The 19514-nt window shown below is 65.0% G+C and carries 16 protein-coding genes; 6 read left to right on the top strand and 10 right to left on the bottom strand.

Going from position 1 to position 19514, the window contains the following annotated elements; translation table 11 throughout:
• Positions 1 to 11 precede the first annotated feature (11 nt).
• Both LLH00_07260 and LLH00_07255 read right to left on the bottom strand, forming a co-directional pair.
• Entirely contained in the window at positions 12 to 860 is an 849-nt protein-coding gene (locus tag LLH00_07260) for a thiamine pyrophosphate-dependent enzyme (GenBank protein ID MCE5271069.1), read from the bottom strand.
• Positions 861 to 880: 20 nt separating this feature from the next.
• Complete coding sequence (locus LLH00_07255; GenBank protein MCE5271068.1) at positions 881 to 2584, bottom strand: 2-oxoacid:acceptor oxidoreductase subunit alpha; 1704 nt, start codon at positions 2582 to 2584, stop codon at positions 881 to 883.
• Positions 2585 to 2962: 378 nt separating this feature from the next.
• Here LLH00_07255 and LLH00_07250 point away from each other — a divergent pair, with 378 nt between their 5' ends.
• From LLH00_07250 to LLH00_07230, 5 genes are all read left to right on the top strand, one after another.
• Positions 2963 to 3847 (top strand): sugar phosphate isomerase/epimerase, encoded by an 885-nt coding sequence (locus tag LLH00_07250; GenBank protein ID MCE5271067.1) that lies wholly within the window; start codon positions 2963 to 2965, stop codon positions 3845 to 3847.
• Between the two features lie 136 nt (positions 3848 to 3983).
• Positions 3984 to 4961 carry a hypothetical protein gene (locus LLH00_07245; protein ID MCE5271066.1) on the top strand — a complete coding sequence of 326 codons (978 nt, stop codon included), beginning with the start codon at positions 3984 to 3986 and terminating at the stop codon, positions 4959 to 4961.
• 174 nt (positions 4962 to 5135) lie between these two features.
• A complete protein-coding gene (locus LLH00_07240) occupies positions 5136 to 6335 on the top strand; it encodes an alkaline phosphatase (protein ID MCE5271065.1) in 1200 nt (399 codons plus the stop codon).
• A 187-nt stretch (positions 6336 to 6522) separates the two neighbouring features.
• Entirely contained in the window at positions 6523 to 7722 is a 1200-nt protein-coding gene (locus tag LLH00_07235) for an alkaline phosphatase (GenBank protein ID MCE5271064.1), read from the top strand.
• A 62-nt stretch (positions 7723 to 7784) separates the two neighbouring features.
• On the top strand, positions 7785 to 8147 hold the full coding sequence (locus LLH00_07230) for a VOC family protein (protein MCE5271063.1): 363 nt from the start codon (positions 7785 to 7787) through the stop codon (positions 8145 to 8147).
• A gap of 481 nt (positions 8148 to 8628) precedes the next feature.
• On the opposite strand, the gene LLH00_07225 is transcribed toward LLH00_07230, so the two are convergent.
• The 7 genes from LLH00_07225 to LLH00_07195 form a co-directional block, all read right to left on the bottom strand.
• Positions 8629 to 9567 (bottom strand): sugar phosphate isomerase/epimerase, encoded by a 939-nt coding sequence (locus LLH00_07225; GenBank protein ID MCE5271062.1) that lies wholly within the window; start codon positions 9565 to 9567, stop codon positions 8629 to 8631.
• On the bottom strand, positions 9554 to 9868 hold the full coding sequence (locus LLH00_07220) for a hypothetical protein (GenBank protein ID MCE5271061.1): 315 nt from the start codon (positions 9866 to 9868) through the stop codon (positions 9554 to 9556). Before LLH00_07220 ends, LLH00_07225 begins: the two co-directional genes overlap by 14 nt.
• Positions 9869 to 9872: 4 nt before the next feature.
• Positions 9873 to 10229 (bottom strand): hypothetical protein, encoded by a 357-nt coding sequence (locus LLH00_07215; protein MCE5271060.1) that lies wholly within the window; start codon positions 10227 to 10229, stop codon positions 9873 to 9875.
• Positions 10230 to 10263: 34 nt separating this feature from the next.
• Positions 10264 to 11205, bottom strand: a complete 942-nt coding sequence (locus LLH00_07210; GenBank protein MCE5271059.1) for an LOG family protein — start codon at positions 11203 to 11205, stop codon at positions 10264 to 10266.
• Positions 11206 to 11583: 378 nt separating this feature from the next.
• A complete protein-coding gene (locus LLH00_07205; protein ID MCE5271058.1) occupies positions 11584 to 13644 on the bottom strand; it encodes a DNRLRE domain-containing protein in 2061 nt (686 codons plus the stop codon).
• A 148-nt stretch (positions 13645 to 13792) separates the two neighbouring features.
• Positions 13793 to 15061 (bottom strand): glycosyltransferase, encoded by a 1269-nt coding sequence (locus LLH00_07200; protein MCE5271057.1) that lies wholly within the window; start codon positions 15059 to 15061, stop codon positions 13793 to 13795.
• Positions 15058 to 16071 (bottom strand): aminopeptidase, encoded by a 1014-nt coding sequence (locus LLH00_07195; protein MCE5271056.1) that lies wholly within the window; start codon positions 16069 to 16071, stop codon positions 15058 to 15060. Before LLH00_07195 ends, LLH00_07200 begins: the two co-directional genes overlap by 4 nt.
• Positions 16072 to 16158: 87 nt before the next feature.
• Here LLH00_07195 and LLH00_07190 point away from each other — a divergent pair, with 87 nt between their 5' ends.
• On the top strand, positions 16159 to 18081 hold the full coding sequence (locus LLH00_07190) for a PAS domain S-box protein (GenBank protein MCE5271055.1): 1923 nt from the start codon (positions 16159 to 16161) through the stop codon (positions 18079 to 18081).
• A gap of 16 nt (positions 18082 to 18097) precedes the next feature.
• On the opposite strand, the gene LLH00_07185 is transcribed toward LLH00_07190, so the two are convergent.
• Positions 18098 to 19420, bottom strand: a complete 1323-nt coding sequence (locus tag LLH00_07185; protein MCE5271054.1) for a hypothetical protein — start codon at positions 19418 to 19420, stop codon at positions 18098 to 18100.
• Positions 19421 to 19514 lie beyond the last annotated feature (94 nt).

Below are 19514 nucleotides of genomic sequence, written 5' to 3'. Positions count from 1 at the left end.
TTCCGGCGCCCTCAGCGGAACTCATCAAGAAGCGGAGTGATATCCCGCTGCGGGACCGTCTGCAGAGCCAGGGGTTCATCTTTGCCGGGGACCACCGCGGGACGTGTTCCACGGTAGAGCACCCCGATCGGGAAACGGTCCTCCCATTCCAGCGATTTGCGGAAAGCCGCCTCGCGGTCCGTGGGATCGTAGGACGGGTCGGCGGTCTCCAGGTCGTAGGCTTTCTCGCGGTACCACTTTAGGGTGTTGACCTTGTTGTAGGTCACGCAGGGCTGGAGTATCTCCAGCAGGGCGAACCCGCCGGCCTGAAGGGCCAGAGTCATCATGCGCACCATGTGCTGCATGTCGCCCGAGTGGGTGCGGCCGACAAAGGCGGCATCCAGGGCGATAGCCACGCCGGCCGGGTTGAACCGTCCGTGCACCACCCCCTCGGGCGTGGTGCCGGTGACAAAGCCCCGGTCGCTGGTGGGCGAGGCCTGGCCCTTGGTAAGGCCGTAAACCTGGTTGTTGTGCACGAAATAGGCGAGGTCGACATTGCGCCGCACTGCGTGCAGGAAATGGTTCCCGCCCTCGGCGAACCCGTCGCCGTCGCCGCCCACCACGATCATTTTCATGCGGCCGTTGACCAGGCGCGCCCCGGTGGCGAGCGGCAACGCCCGCCCGTGCAGCCCGTTCAGGTAGTGGCAGCGCGTGTACAGCGGCAGCTTGGCCGCCTGCCCGATCCCGGAGAACACCGTCACCTCGTGCGGCGGCAGCCCCAGGCCGGTCAGGGCCTGCCTGATGCCTGTGAGGATCGCGAAATTGCCGCAGCCCGGGCACCAGGTGGTCTCGATCCCTTTATAGTCGTTCAAAGTCGGCATGGAAGTCTCTCTCCGGCTGTTCACAGTTTTTCGAGGATGTCCCGCGCACAGAACGCGCGACCGTCATACCTGAGCACCTGATGATCCGCGCGCAGGCCGGTCTCCATCCGGACCAGGCGGGCGAGCTGGCCCAGGGAGTTGCCCTCCACGCTCACCAGGCGGCCCTGGCCCTCCACGGCCTGCCTGAACTGCGCCTCCGGGAACGGCCAGAGGCAGGTCAGCAGGACCAGCGAGGTTTTGGCCCCACCGGCGCGGCGCATCCGCACCGCCTCACGCAGCGCTCCGCCGGTCGAGCCCCAGCCCACCAGCACGGTGTCGGCGCCGTCCTGAAGGTCACACTCCAGGCCGCTCCGGTCGCCCAACTGCTCCAGCTTTCGCCAGCGCTTGTCCACCATGGCGCTGCGCAGGCCGGGCTCCTCGGTGATATGCCCGCTCTGGTCGTGCTCATCCCCGGTGGAGCAGACCAGCGCCGTGCCCTGGCCCGGGAAAGCCCGCGGCGAGACGCCGGACGGCGTGATCCGGTAGCGCAGGTAGTTCTGGCCCGAGGCCAGTTCCTCCGGCCCGGCCAGCACACCGCGGTCCAGGCTCACCTCACCCACGGGCAGCCCCTCCACGGTCCAGTAGGAATCCATCAAGTGGTGGTCGGTCAGGATTATGACCGGGGCCTGCAAGCGGTCGGCCAGGTTGAAGGCCTCGGCGGTCAGGCGGAACGCCGATTCCGGGCCGTCCGGGGCCAGCACCACCCGAGGGAACTCGCCGTGCGAGGCGAACAGGGCGAAAAGCAGGTCCGCCTGCTCGGTGCGGGTGGGCATCCCGGTGGCCGGCCCCGGGCGCTGGGCGTTCAGCACCACCAGCGGAATCTCGGTGCAGCCGGCCAGGCCCAGCGCCTCGCTCATCAGGGCGAACCCGCCGCCCGAGGTGCCGGTCATGCTGCGCGCACCCATGAACGAGGCGCCGATAGCCATGTTGATCGCCGCGATCTCGTCCTCCGCCTGCTCCACCACCACGCCCCGTTCCCGGCCGTGGCGGATCAGATACTCCATCACCGAGGTGGCCGGGGTCATGGGGTAGGCGCTGTAGAAACTAACCCCGGCAGCCAGGGCGCCCAGGGCCACCGCATCCGCGCCCGAGAGGAACAGACGGCCCGCGCGGCCGTCGGGCGGATCGAGCCGCGGCGCAGCCTGGCTGTAAGGACGGCCCAGAGCGTACCCGGCGCGCAGCACAGCGATGTTCTTGTTCACCGTCTCCAGGCCACGGCGCGCGAACGTGGATTCCAGCACCGCCTCCACCACCGGGGTATCCAGGCCCAGCATGGCCCAGGCCGCGCCGGTGGCCACGGTGTTGGCCATGGCGGATGAGCCACTGCTTTCGCGGCAGATCCCTGCCAGGTCGAGACCCAGGAAAGCCGCGCCTGTTTCGGCCTCTTTCACCCGGCCGCTGTCGTAGATCACCCGCGCCCCGTCGTTCAGCTCCCCGCGGTGCAGGCCGATAGTCTCGGCGTTCAGGGCGACAAGGATATCGATCCCCGGCGCGTGACACTGCGCCTCTCCGGTTGTCACCCGCAGCCTGGTGAACGCGTGCCCGCCGCGGATACGCGACTCGAAATCCTGCAGGGCGAACACGCGCCAGCCCGAGCGGGTGAACGAGCGGGCCAGCACCTGCCCGATGGACTGAATACCCTGTCCGGCCTCCCCGCCGATCAGGATCGAAAGCTCTTTGGCCACAGTCTGTCCCCTTTTTATGAAATTATCCGCGCGCACGGTGCGGATTATTCAGCAATCGGCATAAAATTCAACAGGCGCTCACCGCGCCTGTATTTACCAACCGGTCCTTCTTAGATGTAACGTTCTGGAAAACAAAAATCAAGTCGGCGCGGCGCAGGCGGCACAGGGTGCACGGACCGGAGGGCCCTGCGTCGGCACGGGTTTACGGCTCGATCCGCAGGGTGTGAAATTATGCAGATTTATACATTTATTTGCATATTGATAAATCGGTATCAACCTGCCTGCCGGGATGACGGCCTCTCGTTTTCTCTTGTGGCTGCGCGGTCTGTGGAGTAATATTCCTTCAAATCGCACCCTTAATCCGGAGGCAAACACAAAATGGCCGGTATTAACCGTCGGCGTTTCATCGGGGCGGCCGCCTGCACCCCGGCCCTGCTCGGACTTTCGGCCGCCGAGCTGAGCGCGCGCTACGAGGACCCCTCGGGCGAGGGGCCCAGCGTGGGTTTGGTCACCTACAACCTGGCCAAGGACTGGGATGTCCCCACTATCATCGCCAACTGCACCGAGGCCCGGTTCTCCGCGGTGGAGCTGCGCACCACCCACGCCCACGGCGTGGAGGTGGGCCTGAGCGCCGCCCGGCGCGCCGAGGTGCGCAAGCGTTTCGAGGACTCGCCGGTGCGCCTGGCCAGCCTGGGCAGCGCTTTCGAGTTCCACGCGCTCGACCCGGCGGAGCTGAAGAGCAATATCGAGGGGACCAAGGAATACCTGAAGCTGGCCGCGGACCTGGGCTGCGACGGGGTCAAGGTGCGGCCCAACGGCCTCCACGAGAAAGAGGGCGTGCCGCGCGAGAAAACGATCGCCCAGATAGCCCGCAGCCTGGATGAGGTCGGCTCTTTCGGCGCCGACCTGGGCGTGGAGGTGCGGGTCGAGGTGCACGGACCCCAGACCAGCAGCTTCCCGGTCTACCACCCGATCATGGAACAGACCACCAGTCCGAATGTATATGTCTGTTGGAACTGCAACGAGACGGACCTGGACGACGGCGGGCTGGAGCACAATTTCTCGCTGGTGGCCGGACGGATACATTTCGTGCACATGCGCGACCTGTACATCGAGGACTACCCCTGGCGCAAGCTGTTCGGCCTGCTGAAAAGCTCCGGCTACAAGGGCTACTGCTGCGCCGAGATACCCGAAAGCGCCGACCCGGTCCGCCTGATGAAATATTACCGGGCGCTTTTCCTGGCCTACCAGGACCGTTTGTAAAACCGGCAGCCATAGGAGCCCGAGCACCTGTCACCTGAGTTGTCGACCCGGCACGGCCGTGGGCTGTACGCAGGCCCGAAGCGAATGTAAGGATAATTGAACTGATGCAACGCCAAATATTCTAAGAGGAGATAAGGTGAAGAAAGCGCATTTCCCGATAAGCCTGGCCTCTTTTGTTCTGATCGCACTACTGGCGGGCGCCTCCGGCTGCGGCAAGGACGGCGGCGGCGGGACTGTCACCCCCGGCGACGACCTCTCCGCGGAGCACTGGTGGGACAATTTCCTGGACGGCAGCGGAAACCCGATCACCCTGGCCTCCGGGTTCAAGCTGGTCAAGGCAGACGGAACGCTGCGCGAGGTCACCCCGACCACCAGCGCCAGCCAGGGCCTCGAGCTCTCTTTCGCCGTGGAGCCGTTCTGGACCTCCAACTCGGGCTACCTGTTCCGGGGCAACAACCAGAACGAGGCCAACTACGAGAACCTGGCCGGAGCGGTTGAGTTCATCAAGCAGTCCGGCTGGCTGCGGCACCGGGATACTTTCGACTGGGAGGGGCTGCGCGAGACCTCCTCCGGCTCGATGAATTTCATCCGCGTGAACCGTTTCATCCAGTACTCGGTGCGCAGCACTTTCAACGGTTTCGCCACCGACCTGATGCTCACCCTGCTGAGCGAGCCCTACATCGCCTTCCCCACCGACACCACCCGCAAATGGACCGGCGACCCGGTCTATGTGAGCAACGGCAGCGGGAACGAATTTGTCGAGGTGTTCGGCTACAGCATCCACTATATCGGCCCGGCCCAACTGACCGCCAGCGGCAAGTCGCTGGGGCAGTTCAACGACGTGATCATGATCGAGGGCAAGGCCAACGAGGGACAGGGCCACATCCAGGCCTACCTGGCCCCCAACATCGGGATAATCTACTACCACCTGGTCACGGCGTTCGGGCAGGAGGCCGCCGGGGCGCTGCTGGGCTACAGCGGCGCTAACCTCGAGCTGGGCGGCGCGGCCTTGATGGATTACATGCCGCTTGCCCCGGGCAACCAGTGGCTCTATGAGTTCTCGCCGGACGACCACGTGCCGCAGTTCCGTTTCGCGGTCAAGCCGCTGGTCTAAAACACAGGCCTCTGACAGAACACCGAAGTTCCGGCTGTCGGTTTCGACTGTGCGCGTCGCCCCCCGGGTGCGGCGCGCTTTCTTTCCCGTCCCATACACTTGAAGAATGAGGTTGACCCTGTACTCCGTTTGTCATGATTTTTCAACTGCCATCTTTCAGATGGAGACCGAGAAATGAAAAGACTGCTGCATCTGGCTCTTGCCGCTCTGCTGATGCTTTCGCTGCCCGTGTACGCCGCAGACCAGAACGATACGGTCAAGATCGCCGACTTTACACAGGCTGCGGATGCCGCGGCCATCCAGAACGTAAAGCCGGTCAAAAACATAATCATCATGATCGGTGACGGGATGGGGATCAACGAGGTCGGCGCCGCCCGCACGGCCCTCTACGGGCGCGGCCTCGGCCTGACCCTGGACCGCCTGCCGGCCCTGGGGCAGTCGATCACCTGGTCTCTGAGCGATGATTTCATCACCGACTCCGGCGCCGGCGGCACCGCACTGGCCTGCGGCCTGCGCACCCTCAACGGACGGATCGGCGAGGACAGGGACGCCCGGCCGTTGAAAAACATCCTGGAGCTGGCCAGATCCATGGGCAAGAGCACCGGTGTGGTGGTCACCTGCTCGATAACCCACGCCACGCCGGCCTGTTTTCTGGCGCACGTGAAAAACCGCTCGAACGAGTGGGAGATCGCACGCCAGATATGCGCCGCGCCCGCGGATGTGATGCTGGGCGGAGGGATCGAGTTCTTCCTGCCCGCCTCGGACAAACGCAGCCGCCGCGATGACGAGACGGACCTGCTGGAAGTGTTGCGCAAACGCGGCTACAGCGTGTTGACCACGGCGGATGAGCTCAAGGCGACGGATTTCGGCAAGGCCAAAGCCGTGGCCGGGTTTTTCGCCCCCTACAACATGCGCTCCGCCACGAAGCGCGACACCCCCCTGCCCGATATGGTCGCCGGGGCGCTGCAACTGCTCAGCCGCAATCCCAAGGGCTTCTTCCTGATGGTCGAGGGCAGCCAGATCGACGGGGGCGGCCACGGGAACGACCTTCAGTACGTGGTGGATGAAACGCTCGATTTTGACCGGGCCGTGGCCAAGGCGGTCGATTTCGCCGAAAAGGACGGCAACACGCTGGTCGTAGTCACCGCCGACCACGAAACCGGCGGGCTGTCGCTGACCGAAACCAATGAAACGGACGGCACCATGACCGCCGGCTGGACCGGACCCGAGCACACCGGCAGCGTGGTCCCGCTGCTGGCCTACGGGCCGAACGCGCAGGCGTTCGCCGGGCTGCACCACAATTTCCACGTTCCGCAACTGGCTGTTCAGGGCTGGGGGGTGAAAAACTTCGCCTCCTTCGCTACCGACAAATGACCCCGGACCGCATCTGAATCCGCAGCGCGCCGCACCGCCTCCGGTGCGGCGCGTTTTCTTTTGCATTTCAAACGCGCAACCCGCCATTTTCGGTTGACTGGCACGCCGACAGTCCCCTATATTGTCCTAAAATGGTTTCTTTGATATTTTTTCTCAATCATGCCAATCTCAAAACGGAGACCGCAAAATGAAAAGATACCTGCACCTGGCCCTGGTGGCGTTGCTGGCCCTGTCCCTGCACGTGTACGCCGCCGACCAGAACGACACCGTCAAGATATCCTCTTTCGCCCAGGTGGGGGATGCCACCGCGATCCAGAACGTGAAACCGGTAAAGAACATTATCATTTTGATCGGCGACGGGATGGGGTTCAACGCCGTGGGCGCGGCGCGCGCCGCCTCGTTCGGCCGCGGGGCCGGGCTCACCATGGACAGCCCGCAGGCCCTGGGCCAGTCGCTCACCTGGTCGCTGAGCGATGATTTCATCACCGATTCCGGCGCGGGTGGCACAGCCATCTCCTGCGGTCTGCGCACCACCAACGGACGGATCGGCGCGGACAAGGACGGCCGTCCGGTAAAGACCATCCTGGAGCTGGCCAAAAGCCTGGGCAAGAGCACCGGCGTGGTGGTGACCTGCTCGGTGACCCACGCCACGCCCGCCGATTTCCTGGCCCACGTGAGGAGCCGGGTCAACGAGTGGGAGATCGCCCGCCAGATCAGCGTCGCCCCGGTGGATGTGCTTCTGGGCGGAGGACGCGGCTATTTCCTGCCCGCCTCGGACCGGGAAAGTTTTCGCGATGACGATCTCGACCTGCTGGCCGCCATGCGCAAGCGCGGCATGACCGTGGTCACCACGGTGGAACAGTTCCGCGCCCTCGACCTGAACAAGGTGCAGTCCGTGGCCGGCCTGTTTGTCCCGATGCACATGGCCAAGGCCCCGCAGCGCGAGATTCCCCTGCCCGAGATGGTCGAGGACGCGATCAAGGTGCTCAGCCGCAACCAGAAAGGCTTTTTCCTGATGGTCGAGGGCAGCCAGATCGACTGGGAGGGCCACGCCAATAACCTGCAGGGCAACGTGGATGAGACGCTCGATTTCGACCGCGCCGTGGCCAAGGCCGTGGCTTTCGCCGGGAAGGACGGGAGCACGCTGGTGCTGGTGACCGCGGACCACGAGACCGGCGGCCTGGCGATCAACGAGGCCAACGAGAAAGAGGGTACGATCACCGCCGGCTGGACCCACGGCGACCACACCGGCGGCGCGGTGCCGCTTCTGGCCTGGGGCCCCAACGCCCAGGCTTTCGCCGGAGTGCACCACAATTTCCACATCCCGCAGTTGGCAGTCCAGGGCTGGGGGGTGAAAAACTTCACCACCTTCGCCACTGACAAATAAACCCGGACCGCCTGCGGCAGGCATCAGCGCGCGCGGCCCCCAATGGACAAGGAGAGCGGAGCATGCCGGATATCTGCCATTTCGAGATACCGAGCGACTCGGTAGACCGGGCGCGGGAGTTCTACGGCGAGCTGTTCGGCTGGACATTCCAGGAGCTGAGCCTGGGGGACAGTCCCTACTGGCAGATCAAGACCGGCGGGCAGGGCCCCTCCGGCGGCCTGCTGGGACGCCAGAACCCCGGGCACCGCTGGATGAACTACATCTCCGTGGACTCGCTCAAGGCCTATGTCCTGAAAGCCACGGGCCTGGGGGCCAAGGTGATTGTCCCTGAGACGCTCGTGCCGGGCATGGGGCGTTTCGCCATCCTGGAGGACCAGGACGGCAACCGGTTCGGGCTGTGGGAGGTGGACCCGGGCGTGCGCTGAAAGCTGACTGATCAATGAGGATAAAAACGTAGGGGCGGGTTTATAACCCGCCCCTCTTTGTTTTCCAGGGGAATGGCGGGACAATGCCGGGGCACGGCGCAGCGTACGCGATTTGATGGATTACATCCCCATCGAAGGCTTGAATCCCATGAGCGGCCCGCAGGGACGCAGGGGGCCGTATGTCCGAGCCGTACCGGGGGAGCGGAGAAAAAGCGCCGGGCACATCGAAGGCGAATCCAGCCGCCCAGGCCCGGTGGGCAATCAGCGCCAGCGGCGCCCCGCACCCAAGGCAGCGTGCAAAAGCTCCTTGCACACCGCAGGAGGGAAAACTCAAAGGGATCGGGCGAGTTTACGGCCCCCCAATGGTTTCTGGTTCTCTGTGCCGTAACTAAGAGAACAAAATGCTTTTTAGGGCACGGTGCACCGTGCCACTACACCAAACATAGCAATTCCATCGGCAAACCTGTTCCGGCCGTCCGCCTCAGGCTTTTTTTATCAGCTCGAAGATCGAGGTCATCGACTCCAGGCTGGCCGAACGCCGGGTGCCGTCCGCCCCGTTGTAATGGGTCTCCAGGCTGAGCGTGCCCCGGAACCCGTCAACCAGCAGCGCCCGGAACTGGCCGACCCAGTCCACCTGGCCCGCTCCCACCCGCACCGCCTTGTAGCGTCCCTCGGACGGGTCCTTGAGCGCGTCCTTGATGTGCACGTGGAACACACGGGCCTTGTCCAGCTTGTCGTACTCGGCCGGATAGGGGTCCACCCCGGCGACAAGACAATTCATCGGGTCCCAGATGAAACCCAGGTAAGGGTGGTTGATCTTTTTCTGCAGGCCGGCCATCTCGGCCCCGGTGCCGGTGTGGCAGGAGTATTCGTTCTCCACCAGAAGGCGCACCCCGGCGGGACGGGCGATCTCGATGGCCCGGTCCAGGTGCTCGCAGACCTCGTCCATGATCCGGTTCTGCTCGCGGCAGCGCCAGAAATCGAAAATCCGCAGGTACGGCGCCTGCAGGGCCACGGCCTTTTCCACCGCGCGCTTGAGCAGGTCGAACTGCACCGCGTAGGGGTACTGGTCGCTCTGGCCCTGGTCGGGGTGCGTGCCGGGCAGAGTGGTCTTGAACAGGGCCGTGTCCACCACCGAGACCCTGAGGCCGCTGGAGTCGATCACGCCCTTGAGCCGCTCCAGGGTGGCGCTGTCGATGTCGGTCACATAGGCGCCCCAGACATCCCGTATCTCGACCCAGCCCAGCCCGAACTGGCGCAGGAAAGTGAAGGCTTTCTCCACGTCCGGGTCGATCTCGTCGCTGATCGCCCCCAGGGCGAAATGCGACAGCCAGGCCGCCTGGGCGTTCCCGGCCCGGCCGAGCAGGGCTGCGGCGCCCAGCGCGGCGGGCAGGCCGTAAAGGAAATCACGTCGTTTCATCGTCCCTCTCCGTGGCGGCGCTGCCGCCGGAGGCTTTTTCGGGCCGGGCGGACTGGCGCAGTTGCTGGATTTTTTTCTGGATCGCCGCTTGGAAGAACTCCCGCCCCTGTTCCTCGGGCAAAGAAAGCTCGGCCAGGTACACATTCAGGGTGTAGGCGAGCATCGAAAACGCGGTGGACTGGCTGGCCCGCCCGCCGCCGAAAGCGATCTGCAGGCGTTCGACCTCGCTCAGCCCGTCGAAAAACGAGCCGACCATCCTGTCGGCCAGCAGCCTGGCGGTCATCGGATCACGCACGGACATCGGCCTACTCCGGCAGCTTGAAATATTCGATACGTCGGATTATGCGCGGCTGCTCCTCCACCGGCTGGTTGTCGATCAGGCGCACCGCCTCCTCGAAATTCTCCATCCGCACCCAGTGGAAGCCCAGTGAATACTTGAACTTGAGCACCTCGTACGAGGTGGGGCAGGCAAGCTCCGAGGCGTTGTCAGTGCCGGCCGGGGCGTTCTCCTCGTCCAGCGGCACCAGTTCGGGACGCGCCCAGGGCGAGAGCGCGCAAATGCCCTTGCGGCGGCAGATTCCGGCCCGGCTGCAGCGCAGCCCGTCCAGTTCCACCTCGGCGACCTCACCCTGAGTCTGCTTCAGGATCTGCTTGCAGCGCATGTTTAATTCCCTCCGCTGTCAGACCGGGGCGGCCTCACCGGTTGAGGTATTTCTGCAGGTGTCGGGTCAGGCGCTTGAGCGCCTCCTCGACCGTGTCCGCGTAGCTGAAAGCTTCCAGGTCATCCGGGTGGATCACCCCGCAGTCGGCCATGTACTGAAAATCGATCACCCGTTTCCAGAACCGGCTGCCGAACAGCACCACGGCCATCGACTTGACTATCTTGCGGGTTTTGATCAGGTTGAGCACCTCGAACATCTCGTCCAGGCTGCCGTAACCGCCCGGGAACACCACCAGGGCCTTGGCCCGGTAGAGGAAATGGAACTTGCGGGTGAAAAAGTAGTGGAAATGGAAATCCAGCTCCGGGCTGATATAGGGGTTGGAGGACTGCTCGTGGGGCAGGAAGATGTTCAGCCCGATGGATTTGCCGTTCACGTCCGCCGCGCCGCGGTTGCCCGCCTCCATGATCGAGGGCCCTCCGCCTGTGCAGATCACGAACGGCTGCGGGTCGCCCGGCACGCCCTGCTCCAGGGACCAGGCGGTCAGCTTTGCGGCCAGCTCGCGCGCCTGATCGTAGTACTGCGAAATGTCGAGCATCCGCTCCCAGCGCTCGATCTGACCCTGGTCCGCGCGCTCGCGGGCCTTCTGTAACCCGTCGGCGGCGGTCTGTTTCTCCGGTATCTGGGCCGAGCCGAAAAACACCACCGTGTGGTGCACCTTGTGTTTCTGCATGCTGAATTCGGCGTAGGTCGTCTCGGCCAGGATCCTCACCCAGCGGCCCTCGTGGCTGTTCATGAACGCCTCGTCGAGCACTGGGATCGGCTCAATCACGGCCGGGTCGCCACGGCGCAGGCTGGCACGAAGGTAGGACGGGTAGAGGCTGTCCGCAACGCTGCGGATCGAGTGCGCTTCCGGCGAGAGAAGGAAATCGCGCGGGACCATGTTCTTGGGAGGGGGGGCTTGCAGTTTGTCGCTCATCGTCTCTCTTTCCGGCGCTGCGGACTGCCGAGCTCCGCGCGCCAGGTGGCCATTTTTGTCATTTCATAACTTAACTCTCTGGAATTAATACATTTGACCCGATCTCACCACACTTTCCGATTGTAATTTAAGTCTTCCACCCGCGCCTGTCAAAGGGAATAGGAAACAGGGGGCAGGAAAAATGACCGCGCGGAACAGATATGAACTCTCTATCCGTTGGGCAGGAGATGTGCGGGAAGGGCGGCCGGGCGTTCCACCTCGACGCCGCATAGCTGGAAGGCTATGGTGAGTGGAGCAATTCAGTTCCAGTGAAAAACCTGAGGTGGCCGCCGGAATCGGGCTGTGGCCCGATTCCGGCGGACGCACCTCGCGCTCCGCCTAATCCAGCCCCCCCAGCGGCTCGAACTCACCGGCACCGGCCAGGACCGAGGCGTGGCTGCGGCGCAGCTCACGCACCAGCGCCACCGCATCGCTCAACGACACATTCCCGTCGCCGTTCACATCCATCGAGAGCGATTGCGCGCCGGTGCCGATTTTCAGCAGGAACACGATCACGTCCTTCAGGTCCAGCCGTCCGTCCGGGTTGAAATCCCACTCCAGTGACGATCCGCCCTGAGCGGCCTGGTCGTACTCGTAGGCTCCGATATCCGGGGCCGCGCCGATCACGGTGCGCGGCTGGTCCAGGCGGCGCTGAAGGTTCTGGTGGCCGGGCAGCTCGGGGGCGGCCGCGCTGCCGGCATCCACCAGCGGGCTGTTCTGGCGCGGCACGAAATCTCCGGCCGCCAGGTCGGTGAACCCCGGATCATCCCCGTAGAGCGAGCCGCTCACTGTGGAGGGCACCCCGCTCGTGCCTTGCACGAACCAGTTGTTGCCGCCCGAGACCGGAATGGATTTCTCGGAATCGTAGAACTTCATGCTCGCGCTGCCGGCCTGGAAATAGAAAGCGTTGTTCCAGGCCGAAAGGGTGGTTTCGCCCACCGGCGTGGCATCCGGGAACCACATGTGAATCCAGGCATCTCCATTGGCGGGATAGAGATTGACAAAGGTGTTGTTGTAGAGAAAAAGCGAGCCGCCGTGACGGTTCTCGCCGAATACGATATACTGATTGTTGGAGCGGTAACGGTTGTTGGTGACAATCGTGTTGCCGATCAGCATCGCATCCTCGTCCTCGAATTTCTCACCCTCGGAGAAATCGAGCTGATAGTTGCCGGGCGCCTCAACGTAGTTGTAGGCGAAAACGCAGTCCTCGGCGCGGGTCTTGAAATTCTGGCCGCCGTTGTGGTGGATGTAGCTGTAACGCACGGTCACGGTGCCGGCGTTGCAGACATAGAAACCGTGCTCGTAACCGGCGTGGGGGAAACTGTTGTAGGCCACTTCGCAGTTCTCGACTGTCAGCTCTTTCGATGCGTCGGTGGAAAAAATGCCGTCGCCGCCGAAATATATCCCGCAGTCGCGAATGACCGTGTTCTCGGCCTGGTGGATGTAGAAGCAGCCGGAGTTGCTCTCGGCCTCGCCCCAAGGATGGGCGTTGCGGATATCCAGGTGCTGGATGATCCAGTTCTTGCCCGTGACCATGATCAGGCCGCGGTCCGTGTTTTTCCAGGCGGTGCTGAGCGAACCGTCCACCGCGGGCCGCGGATTGCCGTCGCCTCTGATCTTGAGCGGCTGCTCCGGGGTGCCCTCACCGCTCAGGGTAAAAGATTCATAGTAAACGCCCGGACCGAGCACGACCTCCTCGCCCGGACGGACCTCCGCCACTGCATCGCTGATACTGGCCACCTTGCGGTAGCCACCCGCGCCGTGGACATACACCCCGTGCTCCAGGGCGCTCGACGAGGGAAAACCCGGCGTGGGGGCCGGGTCACCGCGCGCGGGACCTTCATGACGGACGATCAGCCGCGGCGGGGCCCCGCCCTCGCGGCTGTTGATCCCCAGGAACTGAGTGTAAGGGTTGACCGTGCGCAGGCCCAGCGAAAGATGGTCATTGTTCTGGCTCCTGGCCCAGCCGGTGAGGTCGTAGACACTCCACCCCTGGCCGCAAAGGCCGGTCGCCAGCACCTGGCCCATGGGCGGGGCGTTCAGCCAGGCTGTCTCGTACTCGTCCCAGATGTCGGACTCCACCGCGTACACCCGTAGCGAATCACTGCGCGAGCGGGTCTTCCACAAGTGCAGCTCGGCGGACTGAATCGAGGCCGGGTCGATTCCGTTGAGGTCGAAACGCAGGAAAGCGCGGTTCTCGCCCTCCCCTTCCCGCAGATCGCTCTGGCCCACCGAGAGATAACCTTGATGTCCTCCGCCGGGTGACATGAGATAGGGCGCCGCGCCGGTAATCGTCACGTCGGCGTCGCAGTAAAGCGTATCCACCACTGCAGCTCGCAACGGCAGGACAGCAAGAAGCCCGATCGTAAGGAGCACGGCGCAAAAACGGTCCAGTCTCATTTAACTCCTCCGGAAAATTGTTAAAACACTTAGTTAGTTTTATTTCATATCGAATTTAACAAAAACATGTCTGAACAGAAGAGTTTTTATTCCCTGAGATTTTTCCTGAGATGTCCCTCACACAGATGACTTGGGTGCAGTTCCACGTTCAGGGTAGCATGTGTTCGATCAGGCCGGCCAAGCGCTCCACCTGGCGGCCGCGCTCGAACCCGGACGCGGCGGCGCGGATACGGCCGCGCAGGGTCTCGCCCCCGCTCCGCACCCGCTCGATCAGCGCCTCCAGCGCAGCGGCGATGGCGTCCTCATCCGGTGAGGTGACCGCCAGCCCGGCGTCCAGACTCTCCACGGTGCGAGTGGCCGCGCCCGCGGGGGCCACGGCCAGCACGGGCAGGCCCGCGCCCAGGTAGTCGTACAGCTTTAGCGGCGTGACCAGTTCGGCGCCCGCGCGGAACGCCTCTATCAGCACGCCGCAGTCGGCGGCGGCCAGGCGCTCCAAGGCCGTGCGGCGGCCGACCCAGCCCGGCAGCTCCAGGTCGGGGCCCAGTCCCAGGCCGCGGGCCTGTTCCAGGAAACGCGGGGCCAGCGGCCCGATCAGTTCCAGCACCAGGCGCAGCCGTCCGGACAATGTCTCCCGCACCCGGGCGAAAGCGCGGACAAACGGCAGCGGGTCGCGCTCCAGGGTCAGGCCGCCGGCATGGACCAGGCGGAACACGCCGGGCTGCGGCTGCGGGCGGGTGAGTCGGCTGAACTCCTCCGGGTCGAAACCGTTGGGCACAGTCTGGAACTTGGCCTTGGGCAGCCCGGGATAGCGCACGCGGAAATCCTCCTCCGCCTCGGGCGTGTTGGCGATCACCAGGGAGGCGTGGCGCACGGCGCGGGCCTCGTAACCCGCCTGCCAGGCCCTCTGCCAGCGGCTGGGATAGCAGCGGTAGAGGCCATGCAGCCAGGGGTCGCGGAAATCGGCGACCCAGGGCAGCCCGGTGCGGCGGGCCACGTAGCCGGCCACGCAGTGGGCCGACTCGGGCGGGCTGGTGGAGAGGATACAGTCGGCTTTGCGGGCCAGCTCCATGGCCGCGTGCACGGCGAACGGCACCCAGCCGCAGTAGACATCCGGCAGGGGCAGCCAGTCGGCGACCCGGCGCAGGCGTCCGATCAGGGCCTCGTTCCGCCGCGGTCCCGCACTGCCGCGACGAAGCAGGCGCGGGCCACTCCAGGCGCGGGTGCGGCGCACCTCGGCCGAGGCGGGCACGCGCTCCAGAAGCTCCGGGTCGCTGAACCAGTAGCCCTCGGCCGGCCCCGCCACCACCGAACAGCGCCAGCCCAGACCCTCCAGCAGGCGCACTGTCTCCAACGGGCGCAGCACTCCCGCGCCGCCGTGTGGTGGGAAAAAGTAGGAGACGAGCAGAAGGTTTTTCATGGCTGCGTTCCCTGACTGTCTGAGTTCAAAGCTATCTCCCCCGGCTGCCATGTAACCGGCCGGGGCAGCTCCACCCGTCGGCCGTCCACCTCGATCGACGCACAGCGCAGCACGGCGTCCCAGTGGCCCGCCGCGGCGTTGGCCCCGCCGAACGAGTGGCTGTCACCGAACGCGAAATGCACCGTGCCGCAGGCTTTCTCGGCCTCCAGGGTGAGCGCCCCGGTGCGCGCCAGGCGGTTGACGCCGATCCCGAACTCGGCCGAGACGCGCTCGGCCGGGCCGTGCAGCAACTTCATGACTTCATCCGCCCCGGGCCCCTCGGCCGCGCGGAGACAGCCGCCCTCCAGGTACAGCCGCAGCCGGTCCACCTCGCCCAGCCCGGCGAAAGCCACGTCCACCACGAGCACGCCACCGGCGCTGCGGTCCACCGGCGCTGCGGCGACCTCACCAGCCGGCAGGTTGCCGAACCGTCCCGGCTCGCGGTAGAGGCCCGTATCCAGGTAGATATGCCGTCCGGCCAGCGAGAACGTGATATCCGTGCCCGCCTCGGCCTGCACCCGCACCCGGTCAGCCCCGTCAAGCAGCGCAGCGGCCTGACGCGTGGCCGCTGCCACCGTCTCCGCCGATCCGGGTGGGAACAGGCGCGCCAGCATCTCCAGCCGGAACCCCGGCAGCGAGGCAATCCGGACGCCGTCCTCGCGGCAGGCCTGACGGCGCGCCTCGGTGTGCGACAGCGAGCGCCAGGTGAGAAGGAGCGCCGCCTCGGCCGAGGCCAGCAGCTCGCGGCCGAACCCCTCCGGCGCCTGGCCTGCGCGCTCCACCAGCGGGATCGGGGCCAGGCGGCAACCGTACCCGCCCGCCTGCGCATGACGCAGAATAACCTCGGCTGTTTCCAGGCCGAACGGGTCGGCCACAAGCAGAAGGGTTTCGCCGGGCCGCAAGCCCATGCAATCGCGGCAGATCACCCCGACCGCGGCCCGCATCCCGGACTGACCGTTGTCATCGTTCACTTGCCGAATCCGATCCATTCATCTTGACAGTCGCGTATGTTCTTTAATAAGTTAAACTTTCATCCCTTACAACAACGGGGCGGCAGAATGACTAACCGACGGAAACCCGGTTCCGAGCGGCTCGACAGACGGGATTTCAACTTTCTGTTCCGCCTTTTCTCAGAATCCGGCCAGGGGGCGGCCCTGATCGAGGGCGCCGGGCTGACCGACTGCCGCATCAACGGAAGCAACCGCAGCCTGGAGGAGCTGGCCGGGCGTTCCAGCGCCGACCTGTACTCCATCCCGTTGGCCGATTTCCTGGCCCCCGGCGACCTGATGCGCCTCCTGTCCTCCTACCTCGCCATCCCGCAGAACGAGCAGAACGCCCCCCCGATGCAGGTGAGCCTTCTGCGTCCGGACGGCTCGGCGCTGCCGGTGGAGGCGCGCGTGTCGCGCCTGCGCTCGGCCGAATCCCCGGTCTCGTTCATCCTGATCCTGCGCGACCTGAGCGGCCAGCGCCGCCTTGAATCGAGCCTGCGCCGCCAGGAGCGCCTGAGCGCCATGCTGTTCAACCTCGACCGCCTGATCGACCACAGCGGCGACCTGCGCCAGACCGTGCTTGTCTCGCTCGACCTGGCCATGGAGCTGCTGGCCATGGAGACCGGGGCGATCTACCTCAACCGTGCCGGAGGCTTGCGCCAGGCCTGTTCCCGCGACCCGGACGAGATACTGCCCAAGTCCATCCCGCGGCAGTTCATGGAACAGCAGCAGGACGGGCGCTGCATCCTGCACAACCCGGCCGGCGACGAGCAAGTCCGGCTGGGACTTGCGCTGCGCGAAAACTCCGGTGTGCGCTGCCTACTGCTCCAGCCGTTCCGTGTGGAAAAGGGCGGCCTGCTGGGCCTCCTGGCCGTGGCCTGCCGCAAGAACCGCCAGTTGAACGGTGAGCTCATGGAGCAGCTCGATCACCTGGAACTGCGGATCGCCCGCGCCCTGAACAGCGCCCTGTTGATCGAGCGCCTGGCCGAGTCCGAGGCCAAGTACCGCGCCGTGCTGAACAACACCGCGGCCGGGTTTGCCCTGTTCCGCGGCAGCCACCTGCTCGAGATGAACCCCTCGTTCGAGCGGATAATGCGCCAGTTCACGCTCCAGCCCGCCGAGGTGGAGGCCGGCCTTCTGTTCCCTGAGAACACCGCGCCCGGCGAAATCCTCGAAAGCGAGAGCTGGGAGAAAGAGCTGATCGCCCCGGACGGCCAGAGCCGCTGGCTTAGCGTCTCACGCAGCCAGATCGACCTCACCGGCCGTCTTTTCGCCCTGTTCGTGCGCGACAACACCGAGCGCAAGCTGCTCGAATCGTTCCGTATCCTGAGCGAGCGCCTTTCGGCCTCGGGCAGCCTTGCCGCCGGGTTGGCCCACGAGATCAACAACCCGCTGCAGGCGGTGACGATCAACCTGGGGCTGCTGGCCCGCAGCTTGAAGCCCGGACGGCGCGAGCAGGAACTGCTGGACGGCATCCACACCGGGTTGAACACTATCGGCGAGACCGTGCGCCAGCTCCAGGAAATCCACACCCCCGGCCGGGCCCCGAAGCGCAGACTGCAAGTGAACCACGTGCTGCGCCGCACCCTGGGGCTGGCCGCCGGCCAGCTCGAAAAATACAGTGTTATAGTCCAGGCCAGCCTGTCCACCCGACTGCCCACTATCCGCGGCAGTTCGGCTGCGCTGCAGCGGGTGTTCCTCAATTTCGTGCTCAACGCCTGCGAGGCCATGCCCGAGGGTGGCACGCTCCACGTGCACACCTACCTGCACCGCAGTGCGATCTACGTGCGTTTCACCGACACCGGGGTGGGCATCGCCTCCGAGCACCTGAACCGCATTTTCGACGCTTACTACACCACCAAGAGTAAAAGTCGGGGCTCCGGACTGGGCCTCTCCGTGGCGCTCAACCTTCTGCGCCAGCATGACGGCGAGGTGTATGTCAAGAGCAGGCCCGGCCTGGGGACCAGTTTCACGGTCAAGCTGCCGCTCTGAGCGCAGGCGGGCCGGCTCAGAGGATGGTGCGCGGGATGGCGCTCACCCGTGGGATAAGCCGCCCGACCTCCTCCGGGGTGAGTCCGAGCCAGTAGATGTTCCACTGGCTGGTGCGCTGGAAGCCATCCGCCTGGTCCAGGTACCAGCGGTTGATCGGGTTCGTGGCCCGGGCGCGCCAGATCAGCTTGGGGTAGTACTTGGTCAGCTCGCGCCAGAGCGGGCCGCCCACACCCTCACCCTGCCATTTCTGCCCCACCACGAACTTGTCCAGGTAGAAAATGTCACCCTCCAGGGGCTTGACCACGATCACCCCGTGGTATTCCTGCTCGTAGAATACCCGTTCCGGCTTGTCCTCGAAATAGGTCTCCACCAGTTCGCGCCCGAAACCGTCCTCGATCAGCTCACGCAGCTTCTCCCGGTCCAGGTTCTCCCAGGAATCGGCCATGCGGATCATGTGCCCGGCCCGGATGTAGGTGCCGCGCCCCTTGACCGTGAACAGCTCGTGGATCAGGTTCTGGGCCGAGGCGAACTGCAAGGTGAGGTCGGGCACGGCGACCAGAAGGCGCATGGCGGCGTGGAGCTGGCGCTGTCCGCGCTCGTCCAGCCCACCATCGGCCAGGAGTTGGCTGTAGTCGCTGCTCAGGATGATGTTGCGCACCAGGTTGCCCTGGATGTCGAAAATGCCCTCGTGCTCGCTGATGACGATGAATTTCTGGGGCTGGATGCGCGCGCAGATGGCCTTGGCCACTTTCTCGGCCGAGGCGGTGAGCACGCGGCCGTCGCTGTCCAGGGCCAGGGGCGAGACCACCGGGATCTGACGGTTGCGCACGGCGGTCTTGATCGGCACCAGGTTGACATGGTCCACCAGGCGGCGGAAATCGAAAGAGGCGTCATCGCTGATCGGCGCGCCCAGGTCAAACAGTTGGGTCAGCACGCTCACGGCGCGGCCCTTGGCCGCATAGACCGCCGAGACGAGCCGGTCGTTCAGCCGGATCAGCCGCTTGACCTGCACCCCGTCCCGCGGCGCGTCGCCCTCCCGGCGCTCCAGGGCCGGGACCAGGTTGCCCCCGGCCCCCTGCGGGTTGTCCAGCACGATCACCGGATAGAGGTTCAGGTTGCTCAGGTAGGCCAGGTCGAGGGCCACCGTGCGCCAGGAAATCTTGAGGCTCTCGGCGCTGATCAGCACCACGGCGAAACGCCAGGGCACGTTCTCCCGGAACATCTTCAGGTACATCGAGGCTTCACGGCTGAGCCCGATGTTCGAGAAAAAATCGATCACCAGGTCGTAACCCTTGGCATCCGCGGCAGGCGAGTTCAGCGGACGGCGTTCATCCGGCATCGAGGTCATTGTCCTTTCGACAGAGAGAGCACTTATGTCCATAGAAAACCGCGGCCCAGCCGCCACCGGCCCTCTGGCCGGGAGACTGGACCGC

The organism is bacterium (assembly GCA_021372515.1).
Taxonomy (GTDB): Bacteria; Gemmatimonadota; Glassbacteria; order GWA2-58-10; family GWA2-58-10; genus JAJFUG01.
This window is presented reverse-complemented; position numbering and strand designations above follow the sequence as displayed.

Bases quoted from the DNA above. Each gene is read 5' to 3' on its own strand.
- LLH00_07260 (MCE5271069.1), bottom strand. From the start codon at position 860: ATGCCGACTTTGAACGACTATAAAGGGATCGAGACCACCTGGTGCCCG.
- LLH00_07200 (MCE5271057.1), bottom strand. From the start codon at position 15,061: ATGAAAAACCTTCTGCTCGTCTCCTACTTTTTCCCACCACACGGCGGC.
- LLH00_07215 (MCE5271060.1), bottom strand. From the start codon at position 10,229: ATGCGCTGCAAGCAGATCCTGAAGCAGACTCAGGGTGAGGTCGCCGAG.
- LLH00_07220 (MCE5271061.1), bottom strand. From the start codon at position 9,868: ATGTCCGTGCGTGATCCGATGACCGCCAGGCTGCTGGCCGACAGGATG.
- LLH00_07205 (MCE5271058.1), bottom strand. From the start codon at position 13,644: ATGAGACTGGACCGTTTTTGCGCCGTGCTCCTTACGATCGGGCTTCTT.
- LLH00_07210 (MCE5271059.1), bottom strand. From the start codon at position 11,205: ATGAGCGACAAACTGCAAGCCCCCCCTCCCAAGAACATGGTCCCGCGC.
- LLH00_07235 (MCE5271064.1), top strand. From the start codon at position 6,523: ATGAAAAGATACCTGCACCTGGCCCTGGTGGCGTTGCTGGCCCTGTCC.
- LLH00_07240 (MCE5271065.1), top strand. From the start codon at position 5,136: ATGAAAAGACTGCTGCATCTGGCTCTTGCCGCTCTGCTGATGCTTTCG.
- LLH00_07250 (MCE5271067.1), top strand. From the start codon at position 2,963: ATGGCCGGTATTAACCGTCGGCGTTTCATCGGGGCGGCCGCCTGCACC.
- LLH00_07185 (MCE5271054.1), bottom strand. From the start codon at position 19,420: ATGCCGGATGAACGCCGTCCGCTGAACTCGCCTGCCGCGGATGCCAAG.
- LLH00_07190 (MCE5271055.1), top strand. From the start codon at position 16,159: ATGACTAACCGACGGAAACCCGGTTCCGAGCGGCTCGACAGACGGGAT.
- LLH00_07225 (MCE5271062.1), bottom strand. From the start codon at position 9,567: ATGAAACGACGTGATTTCCTTTACGGCCTGCCCGCCGCGCTGGGCGCC.
- LLH00_07230 (MCE5271063.1), top strand. From the start codon at position 7,785: ATGCCGGATATCTGCCATTTCGAGATACCGAGCGACTCGGTAGACCGG.